A 25,717-nucleotide genomic window follows, 5' to 3' on the forward strand; every position below is an offset into this window, starting at 1 on the left:
TCTCAACTATTCTCCACAATCTCAATCTCCTCCTGCGTCAAGCCATACAGCTCATAAACCATCTGGTCGATTTCCTTCTCAGTGGTGGTGATTTGCTGTTGCAGCTCAACGGCTTTTTTCTTGTTTTCTTCAAAAAGCTCCATCCACTCAAACTCATCTTTTTTAGTGAGTTTGGGCAATTCTTCTACGCCATCTTTGCGACACCGGCGGTTTTCCTTGGCAATGGCTTTGTTCAATTCCTTGATAAATTCGCCGAACTCCAACTCGTGCCAGTTTTCTAGTTTGCGATTGATTTTGATCGATAATATTTTAGAGATATAGCCTTTGAACTTTTCTATATTATCGAAGTGGTTTCGTTTTAACAAATGCATAGATTCGCTCAAAGTTCTGGCTTTATCACAGAATATACTTTCGATTATAGGTAACATTTTAATTTCACCTGACTTAATTTTTGGAAATAAACGATCAAATTCATTATTCTGATTTTGATAGTACCAAAACATGAGTCTAGAATTTAATAAACATTCTAAAGATCTGAAATTAGAAGAATGAGAAGTTTTGGCTTTAACGATATACGCTGACTGATCTACAACAAAATCTTCATTGGAAAAGCAGCAATACAATCTGTTTACACCTGGTATTTGTCTAATAAATATTCGTTCACCAGAAAAATAATCTGGATTTCTAGGCTCTGCGAGCCAAATGCCGTATGAAATATAGTTGCCATCCCATTTCAATAAAAAAGGACTAACATGTTTCCCTCGTATTTGTTTAACATAAGTCTCATCAAGCTTATAATTAGCATTGAATTTTCTCGAATCTTTGTCCTTTCTGACTTGTGGCGGTGTACCTTTTCCAATTTGATATTCTTTAATCCCACCCATGGTATTCGACACATTTGATAATGCAATCGAATTTCTCTTAATTTTCTGGAAGATTATTATTTGATTAGAATTCAACGTTACCGTAAAATTCAAGCCATCATTATTTTTAAAGTTATTTTGATCAAAGTTATTTATCAATCTAAACTCCTTCTCTTTAAGCCTTTTAAATTCAGATTTACGTGGCTCAAAACCAAAAACATAAATTAAAACATCAACGGATGCATCTTCAAAAACCTTATCTCCACATTCTGAAATTTCCCAAATGTTAGCGTGAGTTAAAAGAAAATCTCTCAGATGTTGCGAGTTTTTATTAGCTAAAAAAGCATTAGGTAGAATAAAAGAAACAATCCCTTTGTGATTTTTTAAGTATTGAGCCTTTTCTATAAATAAATGATATAAATCAAATTGGTTTTCAGCAACTTTGAAATTTTTCAGATACCAGATAGTTTCCTTTTCATTTTGATATCTAGGTCGTACATAAGGCGGATTCCCAATCACCACATCAAATCCTCCTCCCTTCGCTGAAGCTACGGAAGGCTCGCCCCATCTTGCTGAAGCTCTGGAAGGCTCACCACCTTTTTCCTGCGCTTCCTCTAGCGTAGTGCACATCTCGTTGATGATCTGTTTGAGCTCGTCACTATGTTCAGGCAGCTCGTGTTTTAAGCGGTTGTTTCGTATGTATTTTAAGGTATTGTCCAGCTGTTCCTGTGTGGTGACCTCTTTAGGAGCGCTGTATTTTTGAGACCAGAGCGGTTTGTTTTTCTGACTTCCAGCGGGCTTATCATTACCTAAAGGTGTACTAATCTCAAGGGGCTTAAGCCCCTTGAGATTATTACGCTTTCCTAATGCATAACTACTCCTACCCTTTATAAACTGTATGATCTCAGGAATTTCCTCCAGTTCACAATACAGCAATAAATGGATATGATCTGCACAGATGTTATAGGCCAAAACATCCAGATTCTTTTCTTTTATCACATCCTTAATCGCCTCTGTGATAACCAGATCATCTTCTGGAGTGAAATAGATCACATTGGGATATGGATTTGTTCCTGCCTCACGATTTTCCCGCACCTTATATTTTTTCATGCGGTGTGAAGTACGGCTATCGTGGAGCGCAGTGGTAATGTGATAAACGCTCTTAGGCTTGGCCCTAAAAACCTGCGGAAACTCCTCTTCCCACTTGAAAGCTTTATCGCCAGCTACCTTTTTACTATCGATCAGGCTGTTACCGCACTTAATGTTGCTGCTCAAATCGTTGAGTTTGCGGCGCGGCTGCGCCGTGCGTAGCCACAGCGATAGTTTGGCAATCTCCACACTTTCCTCATTCAGGTCCACACCGTAGATGTTGTTCTCAAGAATGGTATTCTCGATATCGGGAAAGGTAAAGCCACCGCCCAGCAGCTTGGTTTTTAATTCATCAATGTACTCGTGTTCCTTGATCAAAAAGTCCAATGCCTGATTCAAAAAGGCCCCACTACCACAGGCGGGATCACAAATCGTGAGCGACAGCAGCCACTCGCGGTAATCGTCCAAAATCTGGATCAGTCGCTTAAGCGTTTTCTCCTGCCGGTTCTTACGACCTTTGAAATATTCCTCCTCGGCAAAGCCCAGTTCTTCCTTCTTCTCGGTACATAGCTTGCCCACCGTGTTTTCCACGATGTATTTGGTAATGTATTTAGGCGTGTAGAAAACGCCGTCTTTCTTGCGTTTACTGGTCTGTTTGTCAAAAGTATCGCCTTCAATCTCGGCATTCACGCTCTCGATCTCATTAAGCGAGTTCTCAAAGATGTGGCCCAAAATATTGACATCTACCTGACTGGCAAAATCATAATTGGACAGCTGCAAGGTGTGTTTGTATAACAGGTCATTGTCTATTTCCAGCGCGTCGAGAATCGCATCGGGTTTGAACAGGCCGCCATTGTAGGCGTAAATTTCTGCACGTCGCGGCGTTCCCTTTCTACCCGTGTCAAGAAACGTAAAATATTGCTTGAACAAACCGTACAGTGGCCGCTCGTCGCCGAAATCCACATCATCCTTCCACTTGTTCAGGATCTGCAAGGTGGAATTAGAGGGCAATAGCAATCGGTCTTCCGCAAAAAAGATGAACAGGAACCGGTCGATCAGTTTTTGAGATTTCTTGAATAACGTGAGCTTTACATTTTTCTCCAGGCGTTTTAAATCCTCGTCCCGATTGCTATCGGGATCGCCCACTTCGACTCCGTGGTCGCTGAGCATTTCGACTTCGCTCAATGACCTCGGAGCCGAAGCGCCTGGTGATCGGCTTTCGTTCAAATCTGCAAGCTTAGCCTTTACCGTTTTGGAATTACGCTTTATTAGGTCGCGGTACAACTCCCGCTTGAACAGCGAGTAATCCTTGTAGAACTTTTTGGTAATCGCCTCCTCCTCTGCCAGCGACTGTTCCTTGATCTTGAGCGGTACATCGTTGAGCACGTTATCCTTATACAGGCATAGATACAGTAGGTGGAACCGCTTTCGCGAAAGCGAGAACAGATCAAACTCCTCAAACTCCGTAGCATCATTGATGTAAAAACGCAGCTTCTCAAAGTTGGACGTGATAACGTAAACACAGTCCGGCTGGTTGTTCTTGTAGCCAAAAGCCTGCTGGCGTATGCTCTCCAGGTCCTTGGTTTTGGTTCCCTTGAGTTCGATCACCGCAACCGCTTTACCATCGTTGAGAATCGCGCCGTCTGCCTTTTTGGAATCGGTCACGTTCTTAAATTCCGTGGTCAGATTAAAATCCGGTTTGGGACTTAACGTGTAGCCCAAAATATTGACAAAGAGCTCATCGAGGAACTTGGCTTGGAATTGCTCCTCTTTATTGGCCCTGATATTTTCCTGGATAGTAGTGTTATGAAAATATTTCTGGAATTTCTTGTATGATTTATCTACGGTGTCAACATCCAGTTGCGCGAGATGCGACTTGAGTACAGAAGTTTGAAATAATGCCATGAATTACCCTTGGTTAGCGGCTCTAAAATACTCAAAAGTGTAAGAATTCTAAGAACGCTATTGAAAATGATATAAGTAACACCTTGTTGAAAACTAAAAATTGAATTATTACATATCCACATTGGAATAGTTCCTAATTTTGTGATGGAAATAATCCAAATATGACGATTAAGAAAGCACTCACCTCTGTACTTGATATACCCTATCTGGGACCCATCTCTTGCGGCTTCCCCTCACCTGCTGATGATCATCTGGATGAGGCGATAGATCTTAATAAAGAGCTGATTAAAAATAAGAGCACTACCTTTTTCGGCCGGGTGAATGGGGATAGTATGAAAGATGCCGGCCTGGACGATGGTGATTTGCTTATCATTGACAAAAGCAAAAAGCCCTCTAATGGTTCTATTGCCGTCTGTTTTCTCGATGGCGAGTTTACGGTGAAGCGCATCAAGATCGAGCGAGATCGCGTGTGGCTCATTGCTGAAAATATCAAATATCCACCTATTGAAGTCAAGGCAGATAATGAATTCCTCATCTGGGGAATTGTCATTCACGCCATTAAAAGTCTGTAATGTTTGCCCTGGTCGACTGCAACAATTTCTACGCGAGCTGTGAGCGAGTTTTCAATCCTGCACTTAATGGTAAGCCTGTCGTGGTGCTTTCTAATAATGATGGTTGTGTCATCGCACGTAGCAATGAAGCCAAGCAATTGAACATTAAAATGGGAACACCCACATTTGTGATCAAGGATATGATTGCCAGCAAAAGAGTTCACGCCTTCTCTTCTAACTATGCGCTTTACGGAGAGATGAGCGCCCGGGTGATGGAAATCCTGAGCCGGTTCAGTCCAGATTATGAGGTTTATAGTATAGATGAGATTTTTATAAAATTGGAAGGATTCACCTACCACAACTTGAGAGAATATGGTGCAAAAATGATCTCTAAGGTCACAAAAGGAACCGGCATTCCCATAAGCGTAGGCATCGCGCCCACAAAGGCTCTCGCCAAGGTAGCTAATAAAATCGCCAAAAAGTTTATACATAAAACCGGTGGCGTTCATGTAATCGATAGTGAAGAATTGATGGAAAAAGCGCTGCTCTGGACTCAAATTGATGATGTCTGGGGCATCGGTAGGCGCTATGCGGAGAAACTCAAAAAAATAGGTGTCACCACGGCACGGGATTTCACACAACTGCCCGATGCCTACGTTCTGAAAGAGATGACCGTGGTAGGCTTGAGACTCAAGCGCGATCTTTCTGGGAAACCTACGCTCGATCTTGAAGAAATGGCAGATCGTAAAAACATGGCAGTAACCCGATCATTTAAAAATGATATTACTGATTATGCCGCTTTACGCGAAAGAGTAGTCACCTATGTCACTAAACTTGCCGAAAAATTGAGAAAGCAAAACAGCTGCTGCCAAAGCCTGCAGATCTTTATCCACTCAAACCCACATAAGAAAGAGCATAGAAAGTATTACAACAGCGTTACCATCAATCTTCCCTACGCGACTAATTCAACCATCGTTATGACTCAATATACCTTAAAGGGTCTACAAAAGATTTTTTTAAAAGGTATTCTCTATAAAAAAGCGGGAGTCATAGCCTTAGGACTCGCACCTAACGACAGCCGACAGCTCGCTATTTTTAAAGAAGAAACCGCAGAGCACGCTGCTCTATTCAGCTCTGTAGACCATCTGAATAAAAAAAATCATGGGAAAATCAAATTTGCAGGCCAGGACCTTAACTCCACTTGGAAAATGCGGTGCGAGCACTTAAGCAAGCGGTACACGACACGTTTACACGAGATCATCACTATAAGATGCAATCATTAAAAAACCTCGACATTTCTGTCGAGGTTTATAATTAGTTTATAATTATTCTTTAGCAATTACAATTAATGGGTCGTGTTGCTCTCGTATTTGTTTGAATTTTTGGCGTTGTGGTACGGTGAGAATGTCGTTTAACTCGCGACCGTGCTCAATGTAAAGCTGTCGAAGCAGATCATTTTTGTTGGCAGTAGTACGTTTAGATCTCATGACAGCCTCTCTCCTAGCGATGAACTCTGTATACTTATTCCTAAACATCATTTCTTGTTTTGAAGTCAAGCCTAATTCGCCATCAAGCGCCTCGGCCATTTTTACCGCTTCATTTTTTTGTTCTTCTGAAGCTGGCGGTGCTACAATATCTTGCGCACCTACTACTGTTATAAATAATAATGTAATTATGGTTACTAGTTTTTTCATGGTGTTTTATTTTACTAGAAGATAATGATTCAACACCGCTCTTATAATTAATACCACGTTAAACCCACTGGTAAAATTGTTAGATTCTTTTAAACGTTTAAAAATCAAAGGTGTGTTTAATTTTTACGCTTTCGCGAAAGCGTAATTCTCATCAATCCTTTTCCCTTTATCCAATAGCGTGACCTATATTTACAACTAAATAAATAGTTCTTTAAAACCAATTACCATGATTAAAAACATTTTATCGATGATGGTAGCCGCAGGAATCCTTCTTGCTGGATGCTCACCATCACAGAAAACCCAAACAAAAAATGCACCTCCTAGTACAGCAGATGTAAAAAAAGAAGCGGTAAACCTAAGTTCTGACCATGCAATGTCTGAAGGTTTACAGCAGCCCATACCCATGGATCCATCTGTAAAAATGGGTGTGTTAGATAATGGACTGACTTATTACATAAAGAATAATGGTAAACCAGAGGATAAAGTGGAGCTGCGACTTGCAATTAATGCAGGCTCTGTTCTAGAAGATGACGATCAACAAGGTCTTGCCCACTTCATGGAACACATGAACTTTAATGGAACAACTAATTTTAATAAAAATGAGTTGGTTGACTATTTACAGGGAATTGGGGTGAAATTTGGCGCAGATTTGAATGCCTACACCAGTTTTGACGAGACCGTTTATATACTTCCCATACCCAGTGATGACCCTGAAAAGCTGGAGAAAGGATTTCTTATTCTTGAAGACTGGGCGCACGGCGCGTTATTAGAAGAAGATGCGATCAACGATGAGCGCGGTGTAGTACTTGAAGAATCCAGAACAGGAAAAGGTGCTCGTGATAGAATGAACAAGATCACCATTCCAGTACAATTTTATGGTTCTAAGTATGCTGAACGCTTGCCTATAGGAAAAGATTCCATCCTTAAAACATTTAAGCCAGAAGCCATTAAGCGTTTTTACAACGACTGGTACCGTCCAGACTTGATGGCTGTAGTTGCCGTAGGTGATCTGGATGTCGCGACCATGGAGCAAAAAATAAAGGAACATTTCGGTAAAATCAAGCCCGCTGAAAAGCCAAGAAAGCGTCCCGTTATTGAATTGCCTAATCATGACGATACAAAAATTGCCATCGCACAAGATGATGAGGCAACGTTTGCCTCAGTAAGTATTTCTTATAAGGATAGAACCAAATCTTCTCCTACCACTACGGTTGCTGATTTTAGAGACGATTTAGTGAATGGATTATTTTCTTTTATGATCAATAACCGTCTTCAGGAGTTAACACAAAAAGCAGATCCTCCTTTCATTTTTGGTTCTAGCAGCTATGGGGGTACCGTAGCGCGTAATAAAAATGAATACAGTTCTTTTGCCGGTAGCGCTCCGGACGGTCAGCTGAAAGCGCTTGAAGCCTTGCTTACAGAAAATCAACGTGTGAAACTTTATGGCTTTAACAAAGCTGAATTAGAAAGAGCAAAAACGGCTTACAAATCATATTACGAAACCTTTTACAACGATAGGAATAAAAGAGAAAGTTCTAGAATTGTAGGAACTTATGTGCAATCTTATTTCTCTAAAGATGCTACACCTAGCGTTGAATGGACTTATGAAAAAATGAACGAACTCATCCCTGGAATCAGAGTAGAAGAGGTAAATGAAAAAATCACCGAATATATTCATGAAGATAATCGCACCATCGTATTTACAGGACCTACTACAGACAATCCACCTACTGAGAGTCAAGTAATGAAGGTTCTTGAAAAGATTGAGAACGCTACGATTGAGCCTTATGAAGATGCAGAGATCAGAGAAAATCTGATTGAAGAAATGCCTACAGCTGGTTCAATCATGAATACAGAGAAAAACGAGGCGCTGGGAACGACCACCTATACATTGATTAATGGTATCAAGGTAATAGCAAAACCCACAGACTTCAAAAATGATGAGATCTTAATGTCGGCTTACAGCTATGGAGGTACCAGTCTGTATTCAAATGAAGATTATAAAAAAGTGATTAGAGCAAACGGTGGACTAACCGAAGCTGGAGTAGCTGGCCTGTCTCAAACTGATATGGATAAGTACATGACGGGAAAACTCGTGAGTGTTTACCCAAGTATTAGAACAAATACGGAGAATTTCAGCGGGAGTGCGACGCCTAAGGATCTAGAGACCATGTTTCAATTGATTCACCTCTATTTTACCGATTTAAATAAAGATGAAGAAGCTTATCAGAGTTTTATCTCAAAACAAAAATCATTCATCGGTCGCATGATGGCTAATCCAAATACCTATTTCAGTAATGAAATTAACAAAGAGCGATTTAGCGATAATCCTCGTTATACTGGTTTTCCTACTGAAGAATCTTATGACGAAGCCGATTATGACAGAGCTTATGAATTGTACAAAGAGCGCTTTGCAGATGCCAGCGACTTTAATTTCTATTTCGTAGGTAACGTAGATTTGGCAGAATTAGAAAGACTATCTAAGCTATACCTAGCTAGTTTACCGAGCTTGAACCGTAAGGAAATGTATCAGGTCAATGACTGGAGAGAAAAGCAGGGAACTCGTAAGAAAATAGTTAGAAAGGGAACTGATGAAAAGAGTCAAGTAAGAATGAGCTGGAGCTATGAGATTTCAGAGTACAGTGCTAAGGATGATCTGCTTGTGGATGCACTAGGTGAAGTACTGACTATCAAAATCATTGAAACCTTAAGGGAGAAAGAAGGTGGTATCTACAGCGGTGGCGCAAGAGGTGGCTTGAGCAAGATGAGCTATCCTAGCTTCTATTTCAATATCTCTTTCCCTTGTGGTCCAGAAAATGTAGACAAACTGGTTGCTGCGACTCAGGCAGAAATTGAAAAGATCAAGAAAGAAGGTCCTACCGAAAAAGATTTGAATAAAGTAAAAGAAGGGTATTTGTTAGAACACAAAGAAGAAATCAAAACGAACAGATACTGGTTGAGCACACTTTCTAACTCTGATATGGAGATGAGGGATATCAACCAAGCCTTGAATTTTGAAAAAACCGTTGAAAATATGACGGCGAAGGAAATTCAAGACGCCGCGAAGAAATACTTGAATAAAGATTATTTTCTTGCTATTCTACTTCCTGAAGAAAAGTAATTTCAACAATTCCCTAAAATTCAAAAGCCTGATGAACTTCATCAGGCTTTTGTAGTTTTTAAAAGAATCGAGCATGCCAGCTCTCACTTGCAGGCACTTCCCAGTTTTCCCGATATTCTCCTACGTTCTGTACGAGATTGTTGAAAACTATAGTCTTTGAGGATACAGATCGAGCCTTTGCCATTTTTCTAAAACTAGCCAAATCTTTATGAGCGAGATACTGACCATTTTTGTAGGTGACATTCATCTTGTCTAGTAGATCTACGTCAAACTTTTGCTCAAGCTGTTGAATAAAATGAACGGAAGCATCTATAGAACATCCTGTAGCGCCGGCTTGACTTTCATCCAGTCCTAATACGATGAATCGATTATAAGGCAGATCGTAGCCAGCTTGTAGATCTTTACCGTGAGCCGTCCACTGTTTCAAGAATTCGTCAAGCAAAGGTTTCAACTCAACGAGCTCTTCCTCGGTAAAAGGTCGGTTGCTTTGATAAATCCAGACTCTGGCATTTTCTGGGAGTATTTTGAAATCAACAAGCATAAACTAAGGTTTGTTTTTCTTCGGTTTTATAAAGTACTTACTAAAAGTTAAATAACCTATGAATAGAAATGAAGTAAAAAACAGGCCCTCTTTCCAACCTATAGGGTCTTCCAAAATATAATAACGTGCTAGAAAATACAGGATACAAGTTAGAAAAGTATAACCTGATACATAAATCAATCTTGTTTTCCAGGGTAGTTCGTCAGGCTCGTGAGATGGCTTCATTGCTACTTTTTTCTTCGGTTATTAGAAATGAAGTTAATTACAGCAACGATAACGGCAAAAAGTAGAAAATCAACCAGTAACTTTTTGGGATTGAATGGTTCATCATTGAAAAACTGATAAAACAGTGACATGATAATCGCATAAACCAGTCCCGCAATGACAGCCGAAGCAATCGTACCTTTTATTTTGTTTTTATCCATAAAGGATTATAGATCGTCTGCGCTGGCGATGAGCTCGGCGACATCCAGCACTTCTACCTTACCCTCTTTTTCAGATCCTTTCACACCGTCACTCATCATGGTGTTACAGAAAGGACAGGCCGCAGCGATAATATCAGCTCCGGTATCAAGAGCTTCTTCTGTACGCTCGATGTTGATGTCTTTTTTACCTTCTTCAGGTTCTTTGAACATCTGTGCACCACCAGCACCACAACAAAGACCGTTACGACGGCTGCGTTTCATTTCAACCAGTGCGGCATCAAGTTTCTCGATGACTTCACGCGGAGCCTCGTAGATCTCGTTTGCACGACCTAAGTAACAAGGATCGTGGTAGGTAATCTTCTTTCCCTTGAACTTACCGCCTTCAATGGTAAGACGACCGGTTGCAATCAGGTCTTTTAAAAAGCTGGTGTGGTGAATAACTTCATAATTACCACCCAGTTCTGGATATTCATTTTTCAATGTGTTGAAACAGTGTGGGCATGCAGTAACGATACGTTTAATCTCATATCCATTCAGAACCTCGATGTTCATCATCGCCTGCATCTGGAACAAAAATTCGTTACCAGCGCGTTTTGCAGGGTCACCGGTACAACTTTCTTCGGCTCCCAGCACGGCAAATTCTACCCCAGCTTTATTTAAAAGCTTTACAAAGGCTCTGGTAATCTTTTTTGAACGATCATCAAAACTTCCACTACATCCTACCCAAAACAGTACTTCGGGCTGTTTGCCCTGAGCGATGAACTCTGCTGCCGTAGGTACTACTAATTTCTCACTCATAAATATGTAATTAAGAATTCAGTCCCGATAGCTATCGGGCTTGATATTCTCGTTGTTTCTTTCCTCCTTTTCCGTATTACAAAGTCATTTTCTATTCCGCTTTCGCGAAAGCGTAAACATTAAATACAATCTCTCCTTACTTGTGGTTTTTGAAAACCTCAATCGTCACTTCCTTCTCTACTAAATGCGTGAACTCACCCGTATAACGTGTGGCACGTACCATGTGGTTATCAATCCAGTGGTAGTTACCACCTCTGGGTTTTCCCATCAAGAGACTGTGGAACTTGAAACCGTGTTTGTTAAGCCAGTTCTCTGTCACCTCACGGTGTTCCTCAGTACGAGAAGTGAAAAAACAGATGATGTGACCATCGTCATACCACTCATTGAGGGTCTTGAGAGCGTCTGGAAACGGCTCACAGGTCGCCATGCGTTCTGGTTCCTCATTAGGCACATCTTCTGTGATGGTCCCGTCTATATCAATCAAATAATTTTTTACGCCTTCAGGAAGTACGGGACTAGCCGTAGTTCCATCTGCGTTAAGTGCTTCTTTAAAGCTTTGGTTGCTCATATATTTATTCGTTTGCCCAGTTCAGGCGGTCCATCTGGTTGTAAGGCCATGGTGCCCCATTATTTTCTATGTTACCCATGGTGATGTTGAGTTCATTAGGTGCGGCACTGTTCTCTAGAACAAGGTAACGACGCATATCCATAATGATACTCAGCGGGTCTATACCTATAGGACACGCCTCCACACATGCATTACAGGTGGTACACGCCCAGAGTTCCTCAGTCGTTATATAATCGTTGAGAAGGGTTTTACCATCGTCTTCAAACTTGCCGTTCTTATTGATGATTGCGCCTACATCTTCCAGCCTATCTCTCGTATCCATCATGATCTTGCGAGGGCTCAATTTCTTACCAGTAATATTGGCAGGACACTCAGATGTACATCTACCACACTCCGTACAGGTATAGGCATTTAGTAACTGCACCTGGTTCAAATCAAATATATCTTTTGCACCCAGCGATTCTGGTTCTCCTTCTTCCTCACCAGGTTCTGGAGCGGCAAACGGATCGGCATTAGGATCCATCATCATTTTTACTTCTTTAGTCACGGCTTCCATGTTAGTAAATTGACCCTTTGGTGTCAATTTTGCCAAGTAAACATTTGGAAAGGCCAGCATGATGTGCAAGTGCTTGGACCAGTAGAGATAATTCAAAAAGATCAAAATTCCCACGATGTGTAACCACCAGCAAACCCGCTCAATAATATGCAGTGTCTCAAAACTCATCCCATCAAAAAGTGGGGTGATCCATGAACTGATCGGGAAACTACCGGCTTGAACGTAATGTGAAGCGGCCTCACTGGTAAAAGTTCCAGCGGCAACGCCGTTCTGAATAGCAACATCTGCCGCGTTCATGGTTAAGAACAACAACATGAGTACAACCTCAAAATATAAAATGTAATTCGCATCATTTTTAGGCCAGCCTTTTAATTCTCTAGCAAGAAAACGACGAATGTTCATCACGTTTCTTCTGATCAAGAAAATAATGACGGTAATAAGAACTAGAAATGCTAGAATTTCAAAAGTGGCGATCAAGAAATCATAGACAGGACCTAGAAACGGAGCAAAAATTCTATGCTGACCCGTAAGACCATCTATGATGATTTCAAGTACCTCAATGTTAATGATGACAAATCCTACGTAGACAATGATATGAAGGAAGCCTGCGATGGGTCTCTTGACCATTTTAGACTGCCCCAGCGCTATGCGGGTCATTTGAGCCCAACGCTCGTTTTTACGATCAGATCGATCTACTTCACGTCCCAACTTAATGTTGCGGATCATTTTTTTGATGTTCATCGTGAAATAGCCTATACCAGCTATTAAAACAAGGGCAAATAAAATAGGTGCTATAAATTCCATGGATTATTGGTCGCGACTTTCTGGTTCTTCATACTCTCCTGGCTTCTTTCCGAAAACCGAGAAGTGTACATAACGTTTAGGGTTCAGTTTAATATCTTGTATCAGTTCTTCTGCTTGTTTACTCATCTTTTCAAGATTCACATAGAGCGCATCATCTGTCATCAACTTACCTAGGCTACCTTCACCGTTACCTACCTTATCTAGGACATCATTAACCTTTGCAATGGCGGCTTCCATTTCTTTGACAGTTCCCGCAATCTCTACTTGAGCAAGCGTGTCTGATATTTTGGCAAAATTAGCGGTTGTAGTGTCAAGATTAGCAAGAGTACGGTTCAAATTTTCTTTATTGTCTGCAAGCAGGGAGTTAGCGTTGCGAGATAGCATTTTAAATTCAACCAGAGTTTGATTGAGCTCTTCTATGCTTGAAGTAATCGCCTTTCTAGTTTTAGGGTTCAGCGTTCTATTTACATTCTCTAAAACAGTATCTGCCGTTACCACAAAATGCTCGATTTTATCTTTTAAAGGTAAGAACTGGTCCATCATTTCCCCCTGAAAACCTTCATCAATTTTAGAAGGCAAGGTATCTCCAGGCTTAGCCACCGGAGCAGTACTGTCAAATTTAGGCACTATGGAAAGTGCTTTACCTCCTATTAAACTAGTGCTGTACACTTGGGCAGAACTTTCGCTAGAGAAACTGAATGCTTCATCTACATGAAACTTAACGAGCAGTCTACCTCTATTGTCCAGAAACTCGATATCGTCTATATTCCCTACACGTAATCCATTGATAGTTACAGGAGCAGATTTAGTAAGACCCTCCACATTATCATAGACTGCATAGAAAACCCGATCATTTTGAAGGAGGTTGCGGCCCTTAAGGTACTGATATCCAAAAATGAATAAGGCTATTGCCGCTACCGTCAATAGTCCCACCTTGATTTCTTTAGAAAATTTCATGAATGCGCTTTTACACAAATGTAAATATACTGTAGTCTAGTAAAGTGGGGCTAACATTTATTTAGTACAACTAGAGTCGTGATCGCTCACCATTCACGTATTTTACGATGAAAGCGCTGCTATAACCTTTATTTTTAGCTTCTTGGAGCAATTTTTTGATCTCATTCAGGTCGTTTGTAGATCCTGCAAAATATCTGTAGATATTGCCTTCTTGTTCTCTGGAAATCTCTGGAAGCTTCTTAAAATTGTAGGATTTTGCGGGTAGTTTGCGACTACTGGCTGCGAGTTGGACTTTATAGACCGTGCTTGAATTAGCACTAACTTCGTTAATTTCAAGTTCAGAAATGGGCTCAACCTCAAAGGCATTGATGTCCCGATTTTGATGGTAATCTAATATGGCATCATAGATCGACTTAGCCACTTTTTGTTGACCTGCCTTGGTTTTGAGAAAATTACGCTCTTCAGTATTTGTGATAAACCCTGTCTCTATCAAAACACTAGGCATATAGGTCAGTCGCAATACAGCAAAACCTGCTTGTTTAACTCCTCGGTTCTTTCGGGAAAGGTTTTTATGAAATTCTTGCTGTATTTGTGCCGCCATCTGGATGCTGTTGTCCAGGTATTCTTCTTGGATCAACTGCATGTTTGCAAAACTGGAAGGATCTGTCGGGTCAAATCCTACATACTTTTCTTCATAATTTTCTTCCAGAAGTATAACCGCATTCTCTCTTTTAACCACCTCTAGGTTATCGGCATTTCTGTGCAGTCCCAGTACAAAGGTCTCATTCCCTTTTGCCGCTCTACTATCAGCTGCATTACAGTGAATGGAAACAAAGAAGTCAGCTTTGGCATCATTTGCAATATCAGCGCGCTGGTACAACTCCAGAAATTTGTCTGCTTTTTCTGGTGTAAATGACTTTGATGTCCTTATTCTTCTCCAGCATCTCTCCTACGAGCTTTGTAACGCTCAGAGCAATATCCTTCTCTGCTGTTTTAGCATAATATTTACCGGGATCCTTGCCGCCGTGACCCGCATCAAGCACTACGGTAAATGTATTTGCCTGAAATATTTTGGTGGTATCTCGCTCAATTCCAGTATCTGAATGGGCCTGTAAGGACAGTAGGGCAATAATGTAAAATAGGTACGTTCTCATAAATAGTTATAGCGGTATGATCCTTGTTAATCGTTACGCTTTCGCGAAAGCGTAATTATCAAAAAACGCTTGAAAATTATATGTAGTTTTGACATTTCAAAAACCAGACCAGAACATTAACGAAAATAGCATCGCATAGATTGTTTACTTCATTACGGCATATCATTTTATCCATATTGTTACTAACAATCTCACTCATGGGTGCTGCGCAAGAAGTTCCCGCTAAGAATGAGCCCATACCGCCGGTTGAAGAGAAAATAGACAGTCTCAAAATCTCTAAGGAAGATGCGATTAACCAGGTTCAGGAAGGCGTTAAGACTGATAGTACTGAAAAGGATTCCGTTAAGCCTAAAGGTCCTCTGGAATTTATTCTAGAGACCTCTGCCTCTGATCGTAAGGTCATAGACAGGCGCAATAATACCGTAACATTATATGACAACGCGGTGGTAGTTTATGGCGACATAAAGTTAGAAGCGGGTAAAATAGTCATCGATAACAAGACGGGCGATATCTACGCTTATGGAATTGTAGAAGACAGCACGGGAACCTATGTGCAGAAACCCATTTTCACTCAAGGAACTAACGTTGTTAAACCCGACAGTATCATTGCAAACAAGGATACTAAAAAGGTCATCACCTATAATTCAAATACTAAACAGGGTGAATTCAACGTGGTCGCTGAAGTAGTAAAACGCGTGAACGATTCAGTTTTCTATATGCGCAATGCTCGATTTACAACTTCTGAGAATCCTGAAGATCCAGAGTATTATTTTCTGGCTCGCAAAATAAAATTTGTTCCCAAGAAAAAAATCGTTACTGGTCTGGTAAACATGTACATTGCAGATGTGCCTACACCGCTTGCCCTACCCTTTGCTTATTTCCCAATGACGGATGAACGCAAGAGCGGCATCATAGTTCCTGCATTTGGTAATAATAACTCACAAGGTTACAACCTACAGAATGGTGGTTATTATTTTGCAGTCAACGATTATATGGATCTCACGCTGCTCGGTGATTATTTTACAAATGGTAGTTATGGCTTTAGAGCTGAGAGTACATACCGAAAACGCTATGCTTTTAACGGCTCAGTGAGATTACTTTATGAAAATCAAAAACGTAGCGAGCGAGGGTTTTCTGATTTTCAACAAACCACACGATACAATTTTAACTGGCAGCACAGTCAAGACGCAAAGGCTAATCCCAACAACCGTTTTAGCGCAAGTGTAAACCTAGGGAGTAGCCAGTTTTACCGTCAGTCTTTCAATCAAATCAATCAGGCGGCAACTCTAAACAATAATTTAAGTAGTTCTATATCATTCTCAAAGACTTTTCCCGGAGAACCGCAGATCAACCTGACCACATCTGCCACTCACAATCAGAACGTTAATACAGGAGTCATAAATGTGACCCTACCCACAATCCAGGGAAGCATATCGCGTATTTTCCCATTTGCACCTAAGCAAGGGGTAAAAAAAGGAATTATTCAGAACATCAACTTCCAATACAACTTGCGTGCAGAGAATCGCATTACGACTAATGATGATGATTTCCTGACCGGTGATATGTTTGAAGGAGCTCTAAGTGGTGTTACTCATTCCATTCCTGTTGCGACCAACTTCAAGTTGGGATATTTCAGTCTAAGTGCAAATGCTAATCTTGAAGAAAACTGGGTATTCCAGACCACACGCCAAACATTTGTAGAGAACGAAGCTGGTAATTTTGAAATAAGACGTGACACGGTAAGCGGCTTTGATAGTTACCGCACTTACAGTTATGGAGCAAATGTGGGAACCACCATTTATGGAACTTGGGAATCCAAAAACAAAAACTCCCGCATTCAAGCGGTACGTCACACCATAAGGCCTAATATCAGTTATTCCGCAAATCCAAGTTTTGATCAGTATTACGAGCGCATTCTAGACGAGCAGGGACTGGAAGTGAGTGAGGAAGAACGACTCTTCTCCAGATTTGAAAACACCTTTGCAGGTGCACCAGGTCGTGTATTCTCCAGCAGTATAGGAATAGGAGTGCAAAATCTCGTGGAAGCAAAAGTGCGGGATCGCGATTCTACAAAAACGGAGCTTAACAAGATTCAGTTGATCAAAAGTTTGAATTTCAATACGGCTTACAATCTAGCGGGAGATTCCTTAAACTGGAGTCCATTGCGCATAAGCGGTGTGATCCCCATTACTAAAACCGTAGATCTTAACCTTGATGCTAATCTGGATCCCTATGCGCTAGATTCAAACAATCAAAGGATCAACACTTTCAACATCAATAATGGAGGTAGTTTATTCCGGTTGACCCGCGCTGGTGCACGCGTGAACTTCAGGCTGAGTGATAAAGACTTTTTGCCTGAGGATGAAAAAACCGATCGCGATCCTGGAACTACTAAAGTAAATGACCGTACTCTTCAACAAGGAGGTCGTGAGGATGATCTTTTCGGTGAGGCTATCGACTACGCAGAAAATCAAAAAAAGCAAGATGCTGAAAAGCAGGAAGTAGATGTTTCTAAAGATCGGTATCGTTTTAAGATCCCGTGGAACCTGAATGTCGCCTATACAATGACCTACAGCAACAGTGCGCGTCAAAACGAGATCAGTAACCAGAGTCTTATGTTTAGCGGCGACCTGGAGCTCTCACCTCGCTGGAGCATAGGTGGTAACTCAGGTTATGACTTTGCGCGCAAGGGTGTTTCTTTTACCACTTTACGTTTTCAGCGGGATCTAGAAAGCTGGAGATTGAGTTTCAACTGGACACCGCTGGGCGGTCCGCGTAGCAGCTGGTTCTTCTTTATCGGTATTAAGGCCGGCGCATTAAGTGATATCAAGTGGGATCAGAGAAAACAGCCTGACCCGATCTTTTAGGCCTTCCCCCAACCCGTTCCAGCATAAGGGGAATTTTCAACACGTATTATTTTGAAGCGCTGAGTATTCTGTTCTGTTCTTCCATGAGATCTTTCAAGTCGCTCAACAGTTCAATATCCTTAGGTGTCACCACCACTTTGTTCTTGGGATCATCTGCTTTTTGACGTAAGCGGTTCATGAGTTTTACAACGATAAATACCACGATACCGATTACTATGAAATCAATAAATGCATTTATAAGCTCACCATAGGAGATAGCAATTTCTTTAGCCTGTTTACCGGTTCCCCCTTCTATCGCTTCACGCAGCACATATTTCTTGTCTTCAAAATTGACGCCGTCCGTCAAGTAGGAAAGCGGTGGCAATGCGACTTTTTTTACCAGCGTTTGTACGACATTGTTGAATGCAGTACCTATAATAATACCCACCGCCATGTCGATCATGTTTCCTTTGACCGCAAACTCTTTAAATTCCTTGATTAACCCCATTGGTACAATTTTGATGTTTACGCTTTCCATAGTTCGCCAAAGGCTTGCCGACGGCGAAGCGCGAAAGCAAAAAAAAGAAATTCAGGAATATAAAAGGTTGTAGAAAATGTAAATCCTAAATTATTTCTCTCTAGTGGTGTGTAATCAGTTGCACGAGCATCTCTGGTGTGGGTAAGTCCATGCTGTCTTCTTCTAGGGACTCTTTTTGGGAATTTGGCGTATGATGAATCAATTGCCATGAACCATCATTGTACTCTAGCGAAGTAAGGTTTTCAACCCAGTCGCCGCTATTCAGATACAGTGTTGAGCCTTTTGAGTTTTTTACAACTCTTTTTTGTGGCTGGTGAATGTGTCCACAGATCACGGTATCATACTGATTTTGAATCGCAAGATCGGTTGCCGTAGCTTCAAAATCGTCGATGAACTTTATTGCACCTTTGACTGATTCCTTTATTCGTTTAGATAGACTGTATTTTTCCCTACCTAATTTTAAGAGGAACCAGTTGATCAACCTATTGAGCAAAATCAGGATATCATAGCCCCAGCCGCCCAGTTTAGCCAACCATTTACTGTGCTGGATGCTGGCATCAAATACATCACCGTGAAAAATCCAGGTTTTAGCACCGTTTAAATTCAAGACTAATTTGTCCACAAGTGCGATGTTGCCTAGTTGATTATTGGAGAATTTACGCAACATCTCGTCATGATTACCCGTGATATAGCTGACCTTTGTTCCCTTGCTCGCCATGGAAACAATCGTTTTTATGACTTTAAGATGGGATTTTGGGAAATAGCGCTTTCTAAACTGCCAGATGTCTATAATATCACCGTTAAGAATGAGATGGTCAGGATCGATGCTTTTCAGATAATCCTTGAGTTCTGCGGAATGGCATCCATAGGTTCCCAAGTGGACATCACTAATCACGACTACTTGAACTTTGCGTTTACCCATTTCATAGTGTTTTCACAAAGATCACAGCTTATCAACAGGTTATTGTCATCTAATTATGAAATTCACGTTAACATAAAGCTCTTATAAACAGGGTGTTGTTGATAATTGGGTTATGATTGAACAAACTGAGAAAGCACCACAACCGCATTTACATCACCAAATCCAAAGCTGGCCTTAATCAAATGATTGATTTTTAAATGCTCTGAATTCTCGGGAATATTTTCTCTTGAAACAAAACCATCCAGATCAGGATGGAGTTCTGTAATGTTGGAATTCCCGTAGATCATCTGTTCTTTCAGTTGCAAAATGCTTCCCACGAGCTCAATGCTGCCTGCCGCAGCAAGGCAATGGCCTATAGTGGATTTGAACGTATTGATTTTTGGGAAATTAGAGTTTTTTAAGTTGAGCGCCTCAGACCAATTTTTAATCTCATAGGCATCTTTTACGGTTGCGGTAAGATGACCATTGATCGCATCAATATTTTCAGGTTGAATTTCAGCATTTGCAATTGCTGATTTGATACATCGTTTCACAGCTTTACCATTAGGCGCCGTCATAGAGCCATCACCACGATGACCCCCAGCGTTTAAAGCACCGCCTAATACCTCGCAGTAAATTGTTGCTCCTCTCGCTATGGCACTGTCTCTATCTTCAAGTATCATGGCTCCTGCGCCGCTTCCAGGTACAAATCCTGCAGCATCATTTGATAAAGGTCTGCTGGCAGCTTCGGGTTGATCATTGTATCGTATGGACAACACTCGCATCGCGTCAAAACCTCCCCAAATGTAGGGGCCAGAATCACTGGTGGAGCCCACGAGCATTTTCTTAGCCATGCCCGTTGCGATTCTCTCGTATCCTAAAATAAAAGCTTCAGTTCCCGTGCAGCAGGCAGATGAATTGGAAGTGACCAGATTTCCCGCGCCCAGTTCTCCAGACAACCACGCACTGATCCCGCTGGTCATGGTCTGAATCACACTCGTACTGCCCAGCCGGCGCACATTCTTATCGTCTATATAATGTATCGCTTCTCTGAATTTCTCGCCGCCGCTCTGCCCTGTTCCCATGATGATCCCAAAATCTGGATCTTCTTCTTCTCCAGCTTCCAGTTCAGCATCTTGAAACGCCTCCTTGCCTGCTATCACTCCATAGACCAGTCCGCTGGCTTTAAGACCTCGCAGTTGCAGGTTTGTGAAGTTTTTTGATATGACTTCTTCACTTAATTGAGGTGTCCCTGAGACCTGGCATTTAAAGTTCAATTCGGCGAGTTGAGGGTCAAATCGTATTCCAGATGTTTGATTTTGTAACGCTTTCGCGAAAGCGGAAACACCAACAGCGTTAGGCGCAACAACTCCTAGTCCAGTAACTACTACTCTATTTTTTTGCATACTCGATAAAGTTACGTGAGAACGATGGTTTAAGATGCGATGCTGCCCGAAAATGATGAAAAATGGAGTTTGTGATCTAATTCCGAAAAAATTATACCCGCAATACTCCGAAACTGTTAATTTTGCCGGCTCATGAATTTATTGCTTCCTTTTCTAATGGTTATCGCCGGCGCTGGTGCAGCTTATGCGATAAAGCCCAAAGACAAGACCGGGATAAAGATGTTGCTTACATTTTCCGGTGCTTTTTTGCTGGCTGCGGTAGCTGTGGAATATCTACCAGAAATTTACGAGAGCGGCGATGAATCTATGGGAGCCTACCTTTTATTAGGGGTTTTTATCCAAATTATTTTGGAATTTTTCTCTAAAGGAGCTGAGCATGGGCATTTACACGTCCAGGGAAAATCAAAAAGCTTTCCATGGTTACTGTTTGTGAGTCTTTGCATCCATGCTTTTTTAGAAGGAATCCCATTACAGTATAATGATACTATGGTTTACGGTATAGCCATTCATAAGCTCCCTGTTTCCTTCATTCTCACGGCATTTTTGATCTCCAGCCGTTACTCGATTGCGAAGATTATGGTGGCAGTCTTGTTTTTTGCCAGTATGTCTGGAATAGGAACGCTGTCAGCCCAACAAATAGGTGTTTTGAATGATTATATGTTACCTATTAAATCGGTTGTTACTGGAATCGTGTTGCATGTAAGCACAACGCTGATTCTTGAATCAAGTGATGGACATAAATTCAACGTTAGAAAGGTTATTTTAATGATCGCTGGTGCCACGCTGGCGTTTCTTATCTAATTAAATAAGACTGAGTCGACCATAAGATAATGGCTCAAACTACCTCCTAAAACAAAAAGATGCCAGATCACATGATTGAAGTACAACCGATTCCAAGCATAAAACACGATACCTATGGTAAAGAATGCGCCGCCAGCGATAAGTAGATTCAACTGATCTGTGCTGAAAGCTGCAAGGAGGTTGTTAATATCCAATACGATCAACCAACCCATAGCTAAGTAAAGAAGACTGGAAAAAGCTTCAAACTTTCCAGTGAAAAAGAGTTTCCAAACCGTCCCGAACACAGCAATTCCCCAAACCGCCGCAAGAATCAAGTAACCATTACTATCAGCTAGCGTAATCAAACAAATGGGAGTATACGTTCCCGCAATCGATCCATAAATAGAGATATGATCTAATTTGCGGAGCTTGAATTTGAGCTTGCCCGGCTGTACATAATGATATCGTGTAGAAGCACTGTACAAAAAACATTGAGAAAACAAATAAACCCCCACGCCGAGCCATTGCAACTGCGTTAAACCCTCTGCTGCAACGATTATGTAAAATGACAATCCAAAAAACACGACAGCTCCGAAACCATGAGTGATCACATTCCAGCGTTCTTCAACCTGAGTTTGGGCTCTTGCCATTAATCCAACTTCAGATCATGCAATTCCTGACGCACCTGTTCAAATTCTAAAATCATTTCCTTAACCACTTGCGCTGCTGGAATAATGTTATCAATCAATCCAGAGACCTGACCGATTTCCAACTCACCTTCATCCATGTCTCCCTCAAACATCCCTTTCTTAGCTCTGGCTCTTCCCAAGAGATCTTTGAGTTCTTCGGGAGTGGGGCACTTTTGATAAAGTTCTTGGATATCCTGATAGAACTTATTCTGAAGTAAACGTACTGGAGCCAACTCTTTAAGCGTTAATCTTGTGGCTCCATCTTGAGCTTCTACTATGGCATTTTTAAAGTTGATGTGACTACTGGCTTCATGAGTCGCTACAAATCTACTGCCTACTTGTACACCACTTGCTCCTAGCGCAATTGCAGCCATCATGGCGCGACCCGAACCGATTCCACCAGCGGCTATCACAGGGATATCGAGTGCTTTGACTATTTGCGGTATTAAGGTTAGCGTAGTAGATTCTTCCCTCCCATTATGGCCACCAGCTTCAAACCCTTCGGCTACGATAGCATCTACTCCAGCTTCTTGCGCTTTAAGAGCAAATTTTACCGAGCTCACCACATGAACCACTTTAATTCCAGCCGATTTTAGTTTAGACGTATACTTCTTTGGATTACCGGCGCTGGTAAAAACGATGGGGACTTCTTCTTCAATTATGATGTCGATCAACTGCTCTAGATCCGCATAAAGTAGTGGAACGTTGACTCCATAGGGTTTATCTGTATTTGCTTTTGTTTTTTGAATATGCTCTCTCAAAACATGAGGGTACATGGAGCCAGCACCCAATAGTCCCAGCCCTCCAGCGTTGCTTACCGCCGTCACTAATTTATTACCACTCGCCCAGATCATTCCGCCTTGAATGATGGGGTATTTAATTTTAAAAAGATTTGTGATGTTTTGTTTACCCATATTGATTATGTAGGCTTCAAAGGTAGTAACTGACTTGAAAATTAATAATCCGCTCCAGATCTATTTTTTACCTAATAAATTAGTTGAAACTAAATATTTAGTTATATTTGAACTAAGAACTTAGTTTATGAAGACACTTACTACTGCTGAGGAAGAAATCATGCAACATCTTTGGACACTTGAAGAAGCCAGTGTCGCACAGGTCATTGAAGAAATGCCCGAGCCAAAGCCGGCATATAACACGGTATCTACTATTGTACGTATTCTTGAAAATAAAGGTTTTGTAGATTATAGAAAACAAGGTCGCGGACACATTTACTTCCCACTTATTTCAAAGCAAGAATATTCCAGCGCGACAGCTAAGAAATTTGCTGCCAATTACTTTAAAGGTTCCTACAAAAGCATGGTATCCTTTTTTATGAAACAAGAAGATTTGAGTGTTCAAGATCTCGAAGACCTGCTTGAAGAAATCGATAAAAACAAAAAGTCATGAATTACTTGATACACAGTGCGCTACTTACATTTCTCTTTTATGGTGTCTACCAAATGTTTTTGAAAAAGGAAACCTTTCATCAATTTAAGAGAGCCTATCTCCTACTCGTTCCTGTCTTGAGTCTCTTACTGCCATTGGTTACCGTAGGAACGATTCAAATTCCCGATCTTTTCGCAGAGCCTACTCCAGTTATAAACGAGCTAGTCGCTACAGAACGAGTTGAGATCGTGACTGATCCATTACCAATTTCAATAGAACAAGAAGTCGAGAATTTGACAATTACGGAATATGCCTGGATGGCTTATACTGGCGTCGGCTTTGTATTTCTACTTCTTTTTATTCTGAAAATCGCGCGTGTACGATCGCTTATTGCTGGTGGCGTTACAAAATTTCTAAATAATCTTTTTGTAACACGAGTTCAGGAATCAGGTGTGGCTTTCTCATTTTTCAATCATGTAGTCCTTGATGAACAATTTGATGAGGACATCACCAAATCCATCGTGGAACATGAGCGCATTCACATTGAGCAGAAACATTCTTGGGACTTGATGTTTTATGAGGTTTTAAGAGTGGTATTCTGGTTTCATCCTGTGAGTCACTTAGCGCAAAGAGAACTCCAAGTGGTTCATGAATATATCGTTGATCAAAAGCTGGCTTCCAATCAATCCATACCGTACCAAGAAAGCCTCCTCGCTCAAACGCTAGGGGTAACTCAAATTTCTCTAGTCAATTCCTTCAATAAAAAATCAAACCTTAAAAAACGTATCGCCATGATTTCAAAAACCAAGTCCCAACCCACAAAATTGCTCAAACTTCTTTGGATTATTCCTATCGTGTGTGCTAGTCTTATCTATACGGCCTGTACGGATGATGTTATTGAACAAGAAACCGCACAGCAAAAAAAGTCTGAGATCATCGATCTGAAAGATTTCAAAGAAGGTCAAGTCGATTTCTATAAAGGGTTGACGGAAGAGGAGAAAGATCTTGTTGAGAAATATCCAATTTCAGAGACTAAACCATCAAAAGAATTTTATGAATATCTTCAAACTGAGGAAGGCGAGATACTCTTGACTGCTTGGGTAAAAGTCAATCATAATGGCACAACTTACGCAATTGACAGAGAAAACGGCGACCAGCTTATAAGTATAATCGAGCATAAAGATAGAGATCCAATATTCCGTGACGTGGAACAAATTAAAGCTTTTGACATTCCGAAGGATAAAGAAATGATCTTACACCTATTTGAAATTCTATCTAGAGATCGACCTGCAATGGCTTCCATAGACAGTGAAGAATTTTCCATTCTAAAAGGTGAACGTGAAGATGGCAACTCGCCCTGGCACTTTGAAAATGTGAGTTATGATGAGAACGGCAATGAGATCATTGAAGTTGTTGAAATTGAAGAATTGTCTGACCCCTATAGCAATGTGCAACCAATAAGTGAAAACATAACTCATAGCGTACCATTTTCAATTCTGGAAAAAGCACCTACCTATCCTGGATGTGAGAACCTCCTTACTAACGAAGAGCGAAAGAAATGCATGAGTGATAATATATCAAGATATGTAAGCAAAGAATTCAATACTGGACTTGCCGCAGATTTAGGTTTAAAAGGTAGGATCAAGATCAATGTCCAATTCAAAATTGATTCTAATGGTAATATTATAGACATTGCCTCATCAGCTCGTCATCAAAAATTAGCAGAAGAAACTTTTAGAGTCATTAGCAGTTTACCCACAATGCAACCTGGCGAACAACGCGGTGAAAAGGTAAGCGTTATCTATGCCCTTCCCATAATATTTCAGGTACAGGACAACTAAGAATAACAAAATTTTTGAGTGTTCATATCTAAAAAGCGGATCAATTGATCCGCTTTTTTTTATCTCTATAATAGTATTAAGATATCTTTTATGCTAAGAAAATTTGACCTTAACAAAAATTTTGCTAATAATATTTGCATTTCAATTATTTGGTTTACAGTTAATTAAAGTTAACAAAGTGATTTTGGCAGAATTTCTCAGTAACAATTTGATTTCTGCTGCGTCTATTAGATATAACCTTAAAAAAACAAACACTATGAAAACTTCAGCAGGATTTTTAAACGCAGGAAAAGAAACTAACAAC

At 40.8% G+C, this 25,717-nt stretch carries 20 protein-coding genes and 1 pseudogene; 7 read left to right on the forward strand and 14 right to left on the reverse strand.

All coding sequences use genetic code 11. The annotated features are described in order from the left end of the window. Positions 1-2: 2 nt before the first annotated feature. A complete protein-coding gene (locus BST97_RS03420) occupies positions 3-3,857 on the reverse strand; it encodes an Eco57I restriction-modification methylase domain-containing protein (RefSeq protein WP_085765921.1) in 3,855 nt (1,284 codons plus the stop codon). Positions 3,858-4,018: 161 nt separating this feature from the next. Here BST97_RS03420 and BST97_RS03425 point away from each other — a divergent pair, with 161 nt between their 5' ends. Both BST97_RS03425 and BST97_RS03430 read left to right on the forward strand, forming a co-directional pair. Beyond that, complete coding sequence (locus BST97_RS03425; protein ID WP_085765922.1) at positions 4,019-4,429, forward strand: LexA family protein; 411 nt, start codon at positions 4,019-4,021, stop codon at positions 4,427-4,429. Next, positions 4,429-5,691, forward strand: a complete 1,263-nt coding sequence (locus BST97_RS03430; protein WP_085765923.1) for a Y-family DNA polymerase — start codon at positions 4,429-4,431, stop codon at positions 5,689-5,691. Before BST97_RS03425 ends, BST97_RS03430 begins: the two co-directional genes overlap by 1 nt. 42 nt (positions 5,692-5,733) lie before the next feature. Here the strand turns inward: BST97_RS03430 and BST97_RS03435 are convergent, their stop codons facing one another. Further along, entirely contained in the window at positions 5,734-6,102 is a 369-nt protein-coding gene (locus tag BST97_RS03435) for a hypothetical protein (RefSeq protein WP_085765924.1), read from the reverse strand. A 226-nt stretch (positions 6,103-6,328) separates the two neighbouring features. Here BST97_RS03435 and BST97_RS03440 point away from each other — a divergent pair, with 226 nt between their 5' ends. Then, positions 6,329-9,223, forward strand: coding sequence for a M16 family metallopeptidase (locus BST97_RS03440; RefSeq protein ID WP_085765925.1), 2,895 nt, complete (start codon positions 6,329-6,331; stop codon positions 9,221-9,223). Positions 9,224-9,281: 58 nt separating this feature from the next. Here the strand turns inward: BST97_RS03440 and BST97_RS03445 are convergent, their stop codons facing one another. The 7 genes and pseudogenes from BST97_RS03445 to BST97_RS03480 form a co-directional block, all read right to left on the reverse strand. Next, positions 9,282-9,764, reverse strand: a complete 483-nt coding sequence (locus BST97_RS03445) for an ABC transporter ATPase (RefSeq protein ID WP_085765926.1) — start codon at positions 9,762-9,764, stop codon at positions 9,282-9,284. Between the two features lie 227 nt (positions 9,765-9,991). Then, positions 9,992-10,189 carry a hypothetical protein gene (locus BST97_RS03455; protein ID WP_085765928.1) on the reverse strand — a complete coding sequence of 66 codons (198 nt, stop codon included), beginning with the start codon at positions 10,187-10,189 and terminating at the stop codon, positions 9,992-9,994. A gap of 6 nt (positions 10,190-10,195) precedes the next feature. Next, complete coding sequence (locus tag BST97_RS03460) at positions 10,196-10,987, reverse strand: (Fe-S)-binding protein (protein ID WP_085765929.1); 792 nt, start codon at positions 10,985-10,987, stop codon at positions 10,196-10,198. 136 nt (positions 10,988-11,123) lie between these two features. Then, complete coding sequence (locus tag BST97_RS03465; RefSeq protein ID WP_085765930.1) at positions 11,124-11,555, reverse strand: LNS2 domain-containing protein; 432 nt, start codon at positions 11,553-11,555, stop codon at positions 11,124-11,126. 4 nt (positions 11,556-11,559) lie between these two features. After that, the gene (locus BST97_RS03470; RefSeq protein WP_085765931.1) at positions 11,560-12,915 is read right to left on the reverse strand and encodes a (Fe-S)-binding protein; all 1,356 of its coding nucleotides are present in this window, start codon (positions 12,913-12,915) and stop codon (positions 11,560-11,562) included. Between the two features lie 3 nt (positions 12,916-12,918). Further along, positions 12,919-13,872, reverse strand: a complete 954-nt coding sequence (locus BST97_RS03475) for an MlaD family protein (RefSeq protein ID WP_085765932.1) — start codon at positions 13,870-13,872, stop codon at positions 12,919-12,921. Positions 13,873-13,942: 70 nt separating this feature from the next. Then, positions 13,943-15,026: pseudogene (locus BST97_RS03480) on the reverse strand (N-acetylmuramoyl-L-alanine amidase). A 176-nt stretch (positions 15,027-15,202) separates the two neighbouring features. Here BST97_RS03480 and BST97_RS03485 point away from each other — a divergent pair. Beyond that, a complete protein-coding gene (locus BST97_RS03485) occupies positions 15,203-17,893 on the forward strand; it encodes a putative LPS assembly protein LptD (RefSeq protein ID WP_317043458.1) in 2,691 nt (896 codons plus the stop codon). A 46-nt stretch (positions 17,894-17,939) separates the two neighbouring features. Here BST97_RS03485 and mscL read toward each other — a convergent pair whose 3' ends face one another. The 3 genes from mscL to BST97_RS03500 form a co-directional block, all read right to left on the reverse strand. Continuing rightward, entirely contained in the window at positions 17,940-18,380 is a 441-nt protein-coding gene (gene mscL / locus BST97_RS03490) for a large-conductance mechanosensitive channel protein MscL (RefSeq protein WP_085768143.1), read from the reverse strand. Positions 18,381-18,510: 130 nt separating this feature from the next. Further along, positions 18,511-19,332 carry a UDP-2,3-diacylglucosamine diphosphatase gene (locus BST97_RS03495; protein ID WP_085765934.1) on the reverse strand — a complete coding sequence of 274 codons (822 nt, stop codon included), beginning with the start codon at positions 19,330-19,332 and terminating at the stop codon, positions 18,511-18,513. 110 nt (positions 19,333-19,442) lie between these two features. After that, on the reverse strand, positions 19,443-20,717 hold the full coding sequence (locus tag BST97_RS03500; protein WP_085765935.1) for a beta-ketoacyl-[acyl-carrier-protein] synthase family protein: 1,275 nt from the start codon (positions 20,715-20,717) through the stop codon (positions 19,443-19,445). A 132-nt stretch (positions 20,718-20,849) separates the two neighbouring features. Here BST97_RS03500 and BST97_RS03505 point away from each other — a divergent pair, with 132 nt between their 5' ends. Further along, positions 20,850-21,518 (forward strand): ZIP family metal transporter, encoded by a 669-nt coding sequence (locus tag BST97_RS03505; RefSeq protein ID WP_085765936.1) that lies wholly within the window; start codon positions 20,850-20,852, stop codon positions 21,516-21,518. Here BST97_RS03505 and trhA read toward each other — a convergent pair. Both trhA and BST97_RS03515 read right to left on the reverse strand, forming a co-directional pair. Continuing rightward, a complete protein-coding gene (trhA, locus tag BST97_RS03510; protein WP_085765937.1) occupies positions 21,515-22,147 on the reverse strand; it encodes a PAQR family membrane homeostasis protein TrhA in 633 nt (210 codons plus the stop codon). The two genes, BST97_RS03505 and trhA, sit on opposite strands and share 4 nt — an antisense overlap. Next, positions 22,147-23,100 (reverse strand): NAD(P)H-dependent flavin oxidoreductase, encoded by a 954-nt coding sequence (locus tag BST97_RS03515; RefSeq protein WP_085765938.1) that lies wholly within the window; start codon positions 23,098-23,100, stop codon positions 22,147-22,149. Before BST97_RS03515 ends, trhA begins: the two co-directional genes overlap by 1 nt. Positions 23,101-23,227: 127 nt before the next feature. Here BST97_RS03515 and BST97_RS03520 point away from each other — a divergent pair, with 127 nt between their 5' ends. Together BST97_RS03520 and BST97_RS03525 are read left to right on the forward strand one after the other, a co-directional pair. Further along, positions 23,228-23,593, forward strand: coding sequence for a BlaI/MecI/CopY family transcriptional regulator (locus tag BST97_RS03520; RefSeq protein ID WP_085765939.1), 366 nt, complete (start codon positions 23,228-23,230; stop codon positions 23,591-23,593). Beyond that, the gene (locus BST97_RS03525) at positions 23,590-25,413 is read left to right on the forward strand and encodes a M56 family metallopeptidase (RefSeq protein WP_085765940.1); all 1,824 of its coding nucleotides are present in this window, start codon (positions 23,590-23,592) and stop codon (positions 25,411-25,413) included. Before BST97_RS03520 ends, BST97_RS03525 begins: the two co-directional genes overlap by 4 nt. Positions 25,414-25,717: the final 304 nt, after the last annotated feature.

It is taken from the genome of Nonlabens spongiae (genome assembly GCF_002117125.1).
In the GTDB taxonomy this organism is placed as follows: Bacteria; Bacteroidota; Bacteroidia; order Flavobacteriales; family Flavobacteriaceae; genus Nonlabens; species Nonlabens spongiae.

Bases quoted from the DNA above. Each gene is read 5' to 3' on its own strand.
- BST97_RS03455 (WP_085765928.1), bottom strand. From the start codon at position 10,189: ATGGATAAAAACAAAATAAAAGGTACGATTGCTTCGGCTGTCATTGCG.
- BST97_RS03420 (WP_085765921.1), bottom strand. From the start codon at position 3,857: ATGGCATTATTTCAAACTTCTGTACTCAAGTCGCATCTCGCGCAACTG.
- BST97_RS03525 (WP_085765940.1), top strand. From the start codon at position 23,590: ATGAATTACTTGATACACAGTGCGCTACTTACATTTCTCTTTTATGGT.
- BST97_RS03495 (WP_085765934.1), bottom strand. From the start codon at position 19,332: ATGGGTAAACGCAAAGTTCAAGTAGTCGTGATTAGTGATGTCCACTTG.
- BST97_RS03475 (WP_085765932.1), bottom strand. From the start codon at position 13,872: ATGAAATTTTCTAAAGAAATCAAGGTGGGACTATTGACGGTAGCGGCA.
- BST97_RS03465 (WP_085765930.1), bottom strand. From the start codon at position 11,555: ATGAGCAACCAAAGCTTTAAAGAAGCACTTAACGCAGATGGAACTACG.
- BST97_RS03435 (WP_085765924.1), bottom strand. From the start codon at position 6,102: ATGAAAAAACTAGTAACCATAATTACATTATTATTTATAACAGTAGTA.
- BST97_RS03430 (WP_085765923.1), top strand. From the start codon at position 4,429: ATGTTTGCCCTGGTCGACTGCAACAATTTCTACGCGAGCTGTGAGCGA.
- BST97_RS03440 (WP_085765925.1), top strand. From the start codon at position 6,329: ATGATTAAAAACATTTTATCGATGATGGTAGCCGCAGGAATCCTTCTT.
- BST97_RS03425 (WP_085765922.1), top strand. From the start codon at position 4,019: ATGACGATTAAGAAAGCACTCACCTCTGTACTTGATATACCCTATCTG.
- BST97_RS03520 (WP_085765939.1), top strand. From the start codon at position 23,228: ATGAAGACACTTACTACTGCTGAGGAAGAAATCATGCAACATCTTTGG.
- BST97_RS03460 (WP_085765929.1), bottom strand. From the start codon at position 10,987: ATGAGTGAGAAATTAGTAGTACCTACGGCAGCAGAGTTCATCGCTCAG.
- BST97_RS03470 (WP_085765931.1), bottom strand. From the start codon at position 12,915: ATGGAATTTATAGCACCTATTTTATTTGCCCTTGTTTTAATAGCTGGT.
- BST97_RS03505 (WP_085765936.1), top strand. From the start codon at position 20,850: ATGAATTTATTGCTTCCTTTTCTAATGGTTATCGCCGGCGCTGGTGCA.
- trhA (WP_085765937.1), bottom strand. From the start codon at position 22,147: ATGGCAAGAGCCCAAACTCAGGTTGAAGAACGCTGGAATGTGATCACT.
- BST97_RS03500 (WP_085765935.1), bottom strand. From the start codon at position 20,717: ATGCAAAAAAATAGAGTAGTAGTTACTGGACTAGGAGTTGTTGCGCCT.
- BST97_RS03445 (WP_085765926.1), bottom strand. From the start codon at position 9,764: ATGCTTGTTGATTTCAAAATACTCCCAGAAAATGCCAGAGTCTGGATT.
- mscL (WP_085768143.1), bottom strand. From the start codon at position 18,380: ATGGGGTTAATCAAGGAATTTAAAGAGTTTGCGGTCAAAGGAAACATG.
- BST97_RS03515 (WP_085765938.1), bottom strand. From the start codon at position 23,100: ATGGGTAAACAAAACATCACAAATCTTTTTAAAATTAAATACCCCATC.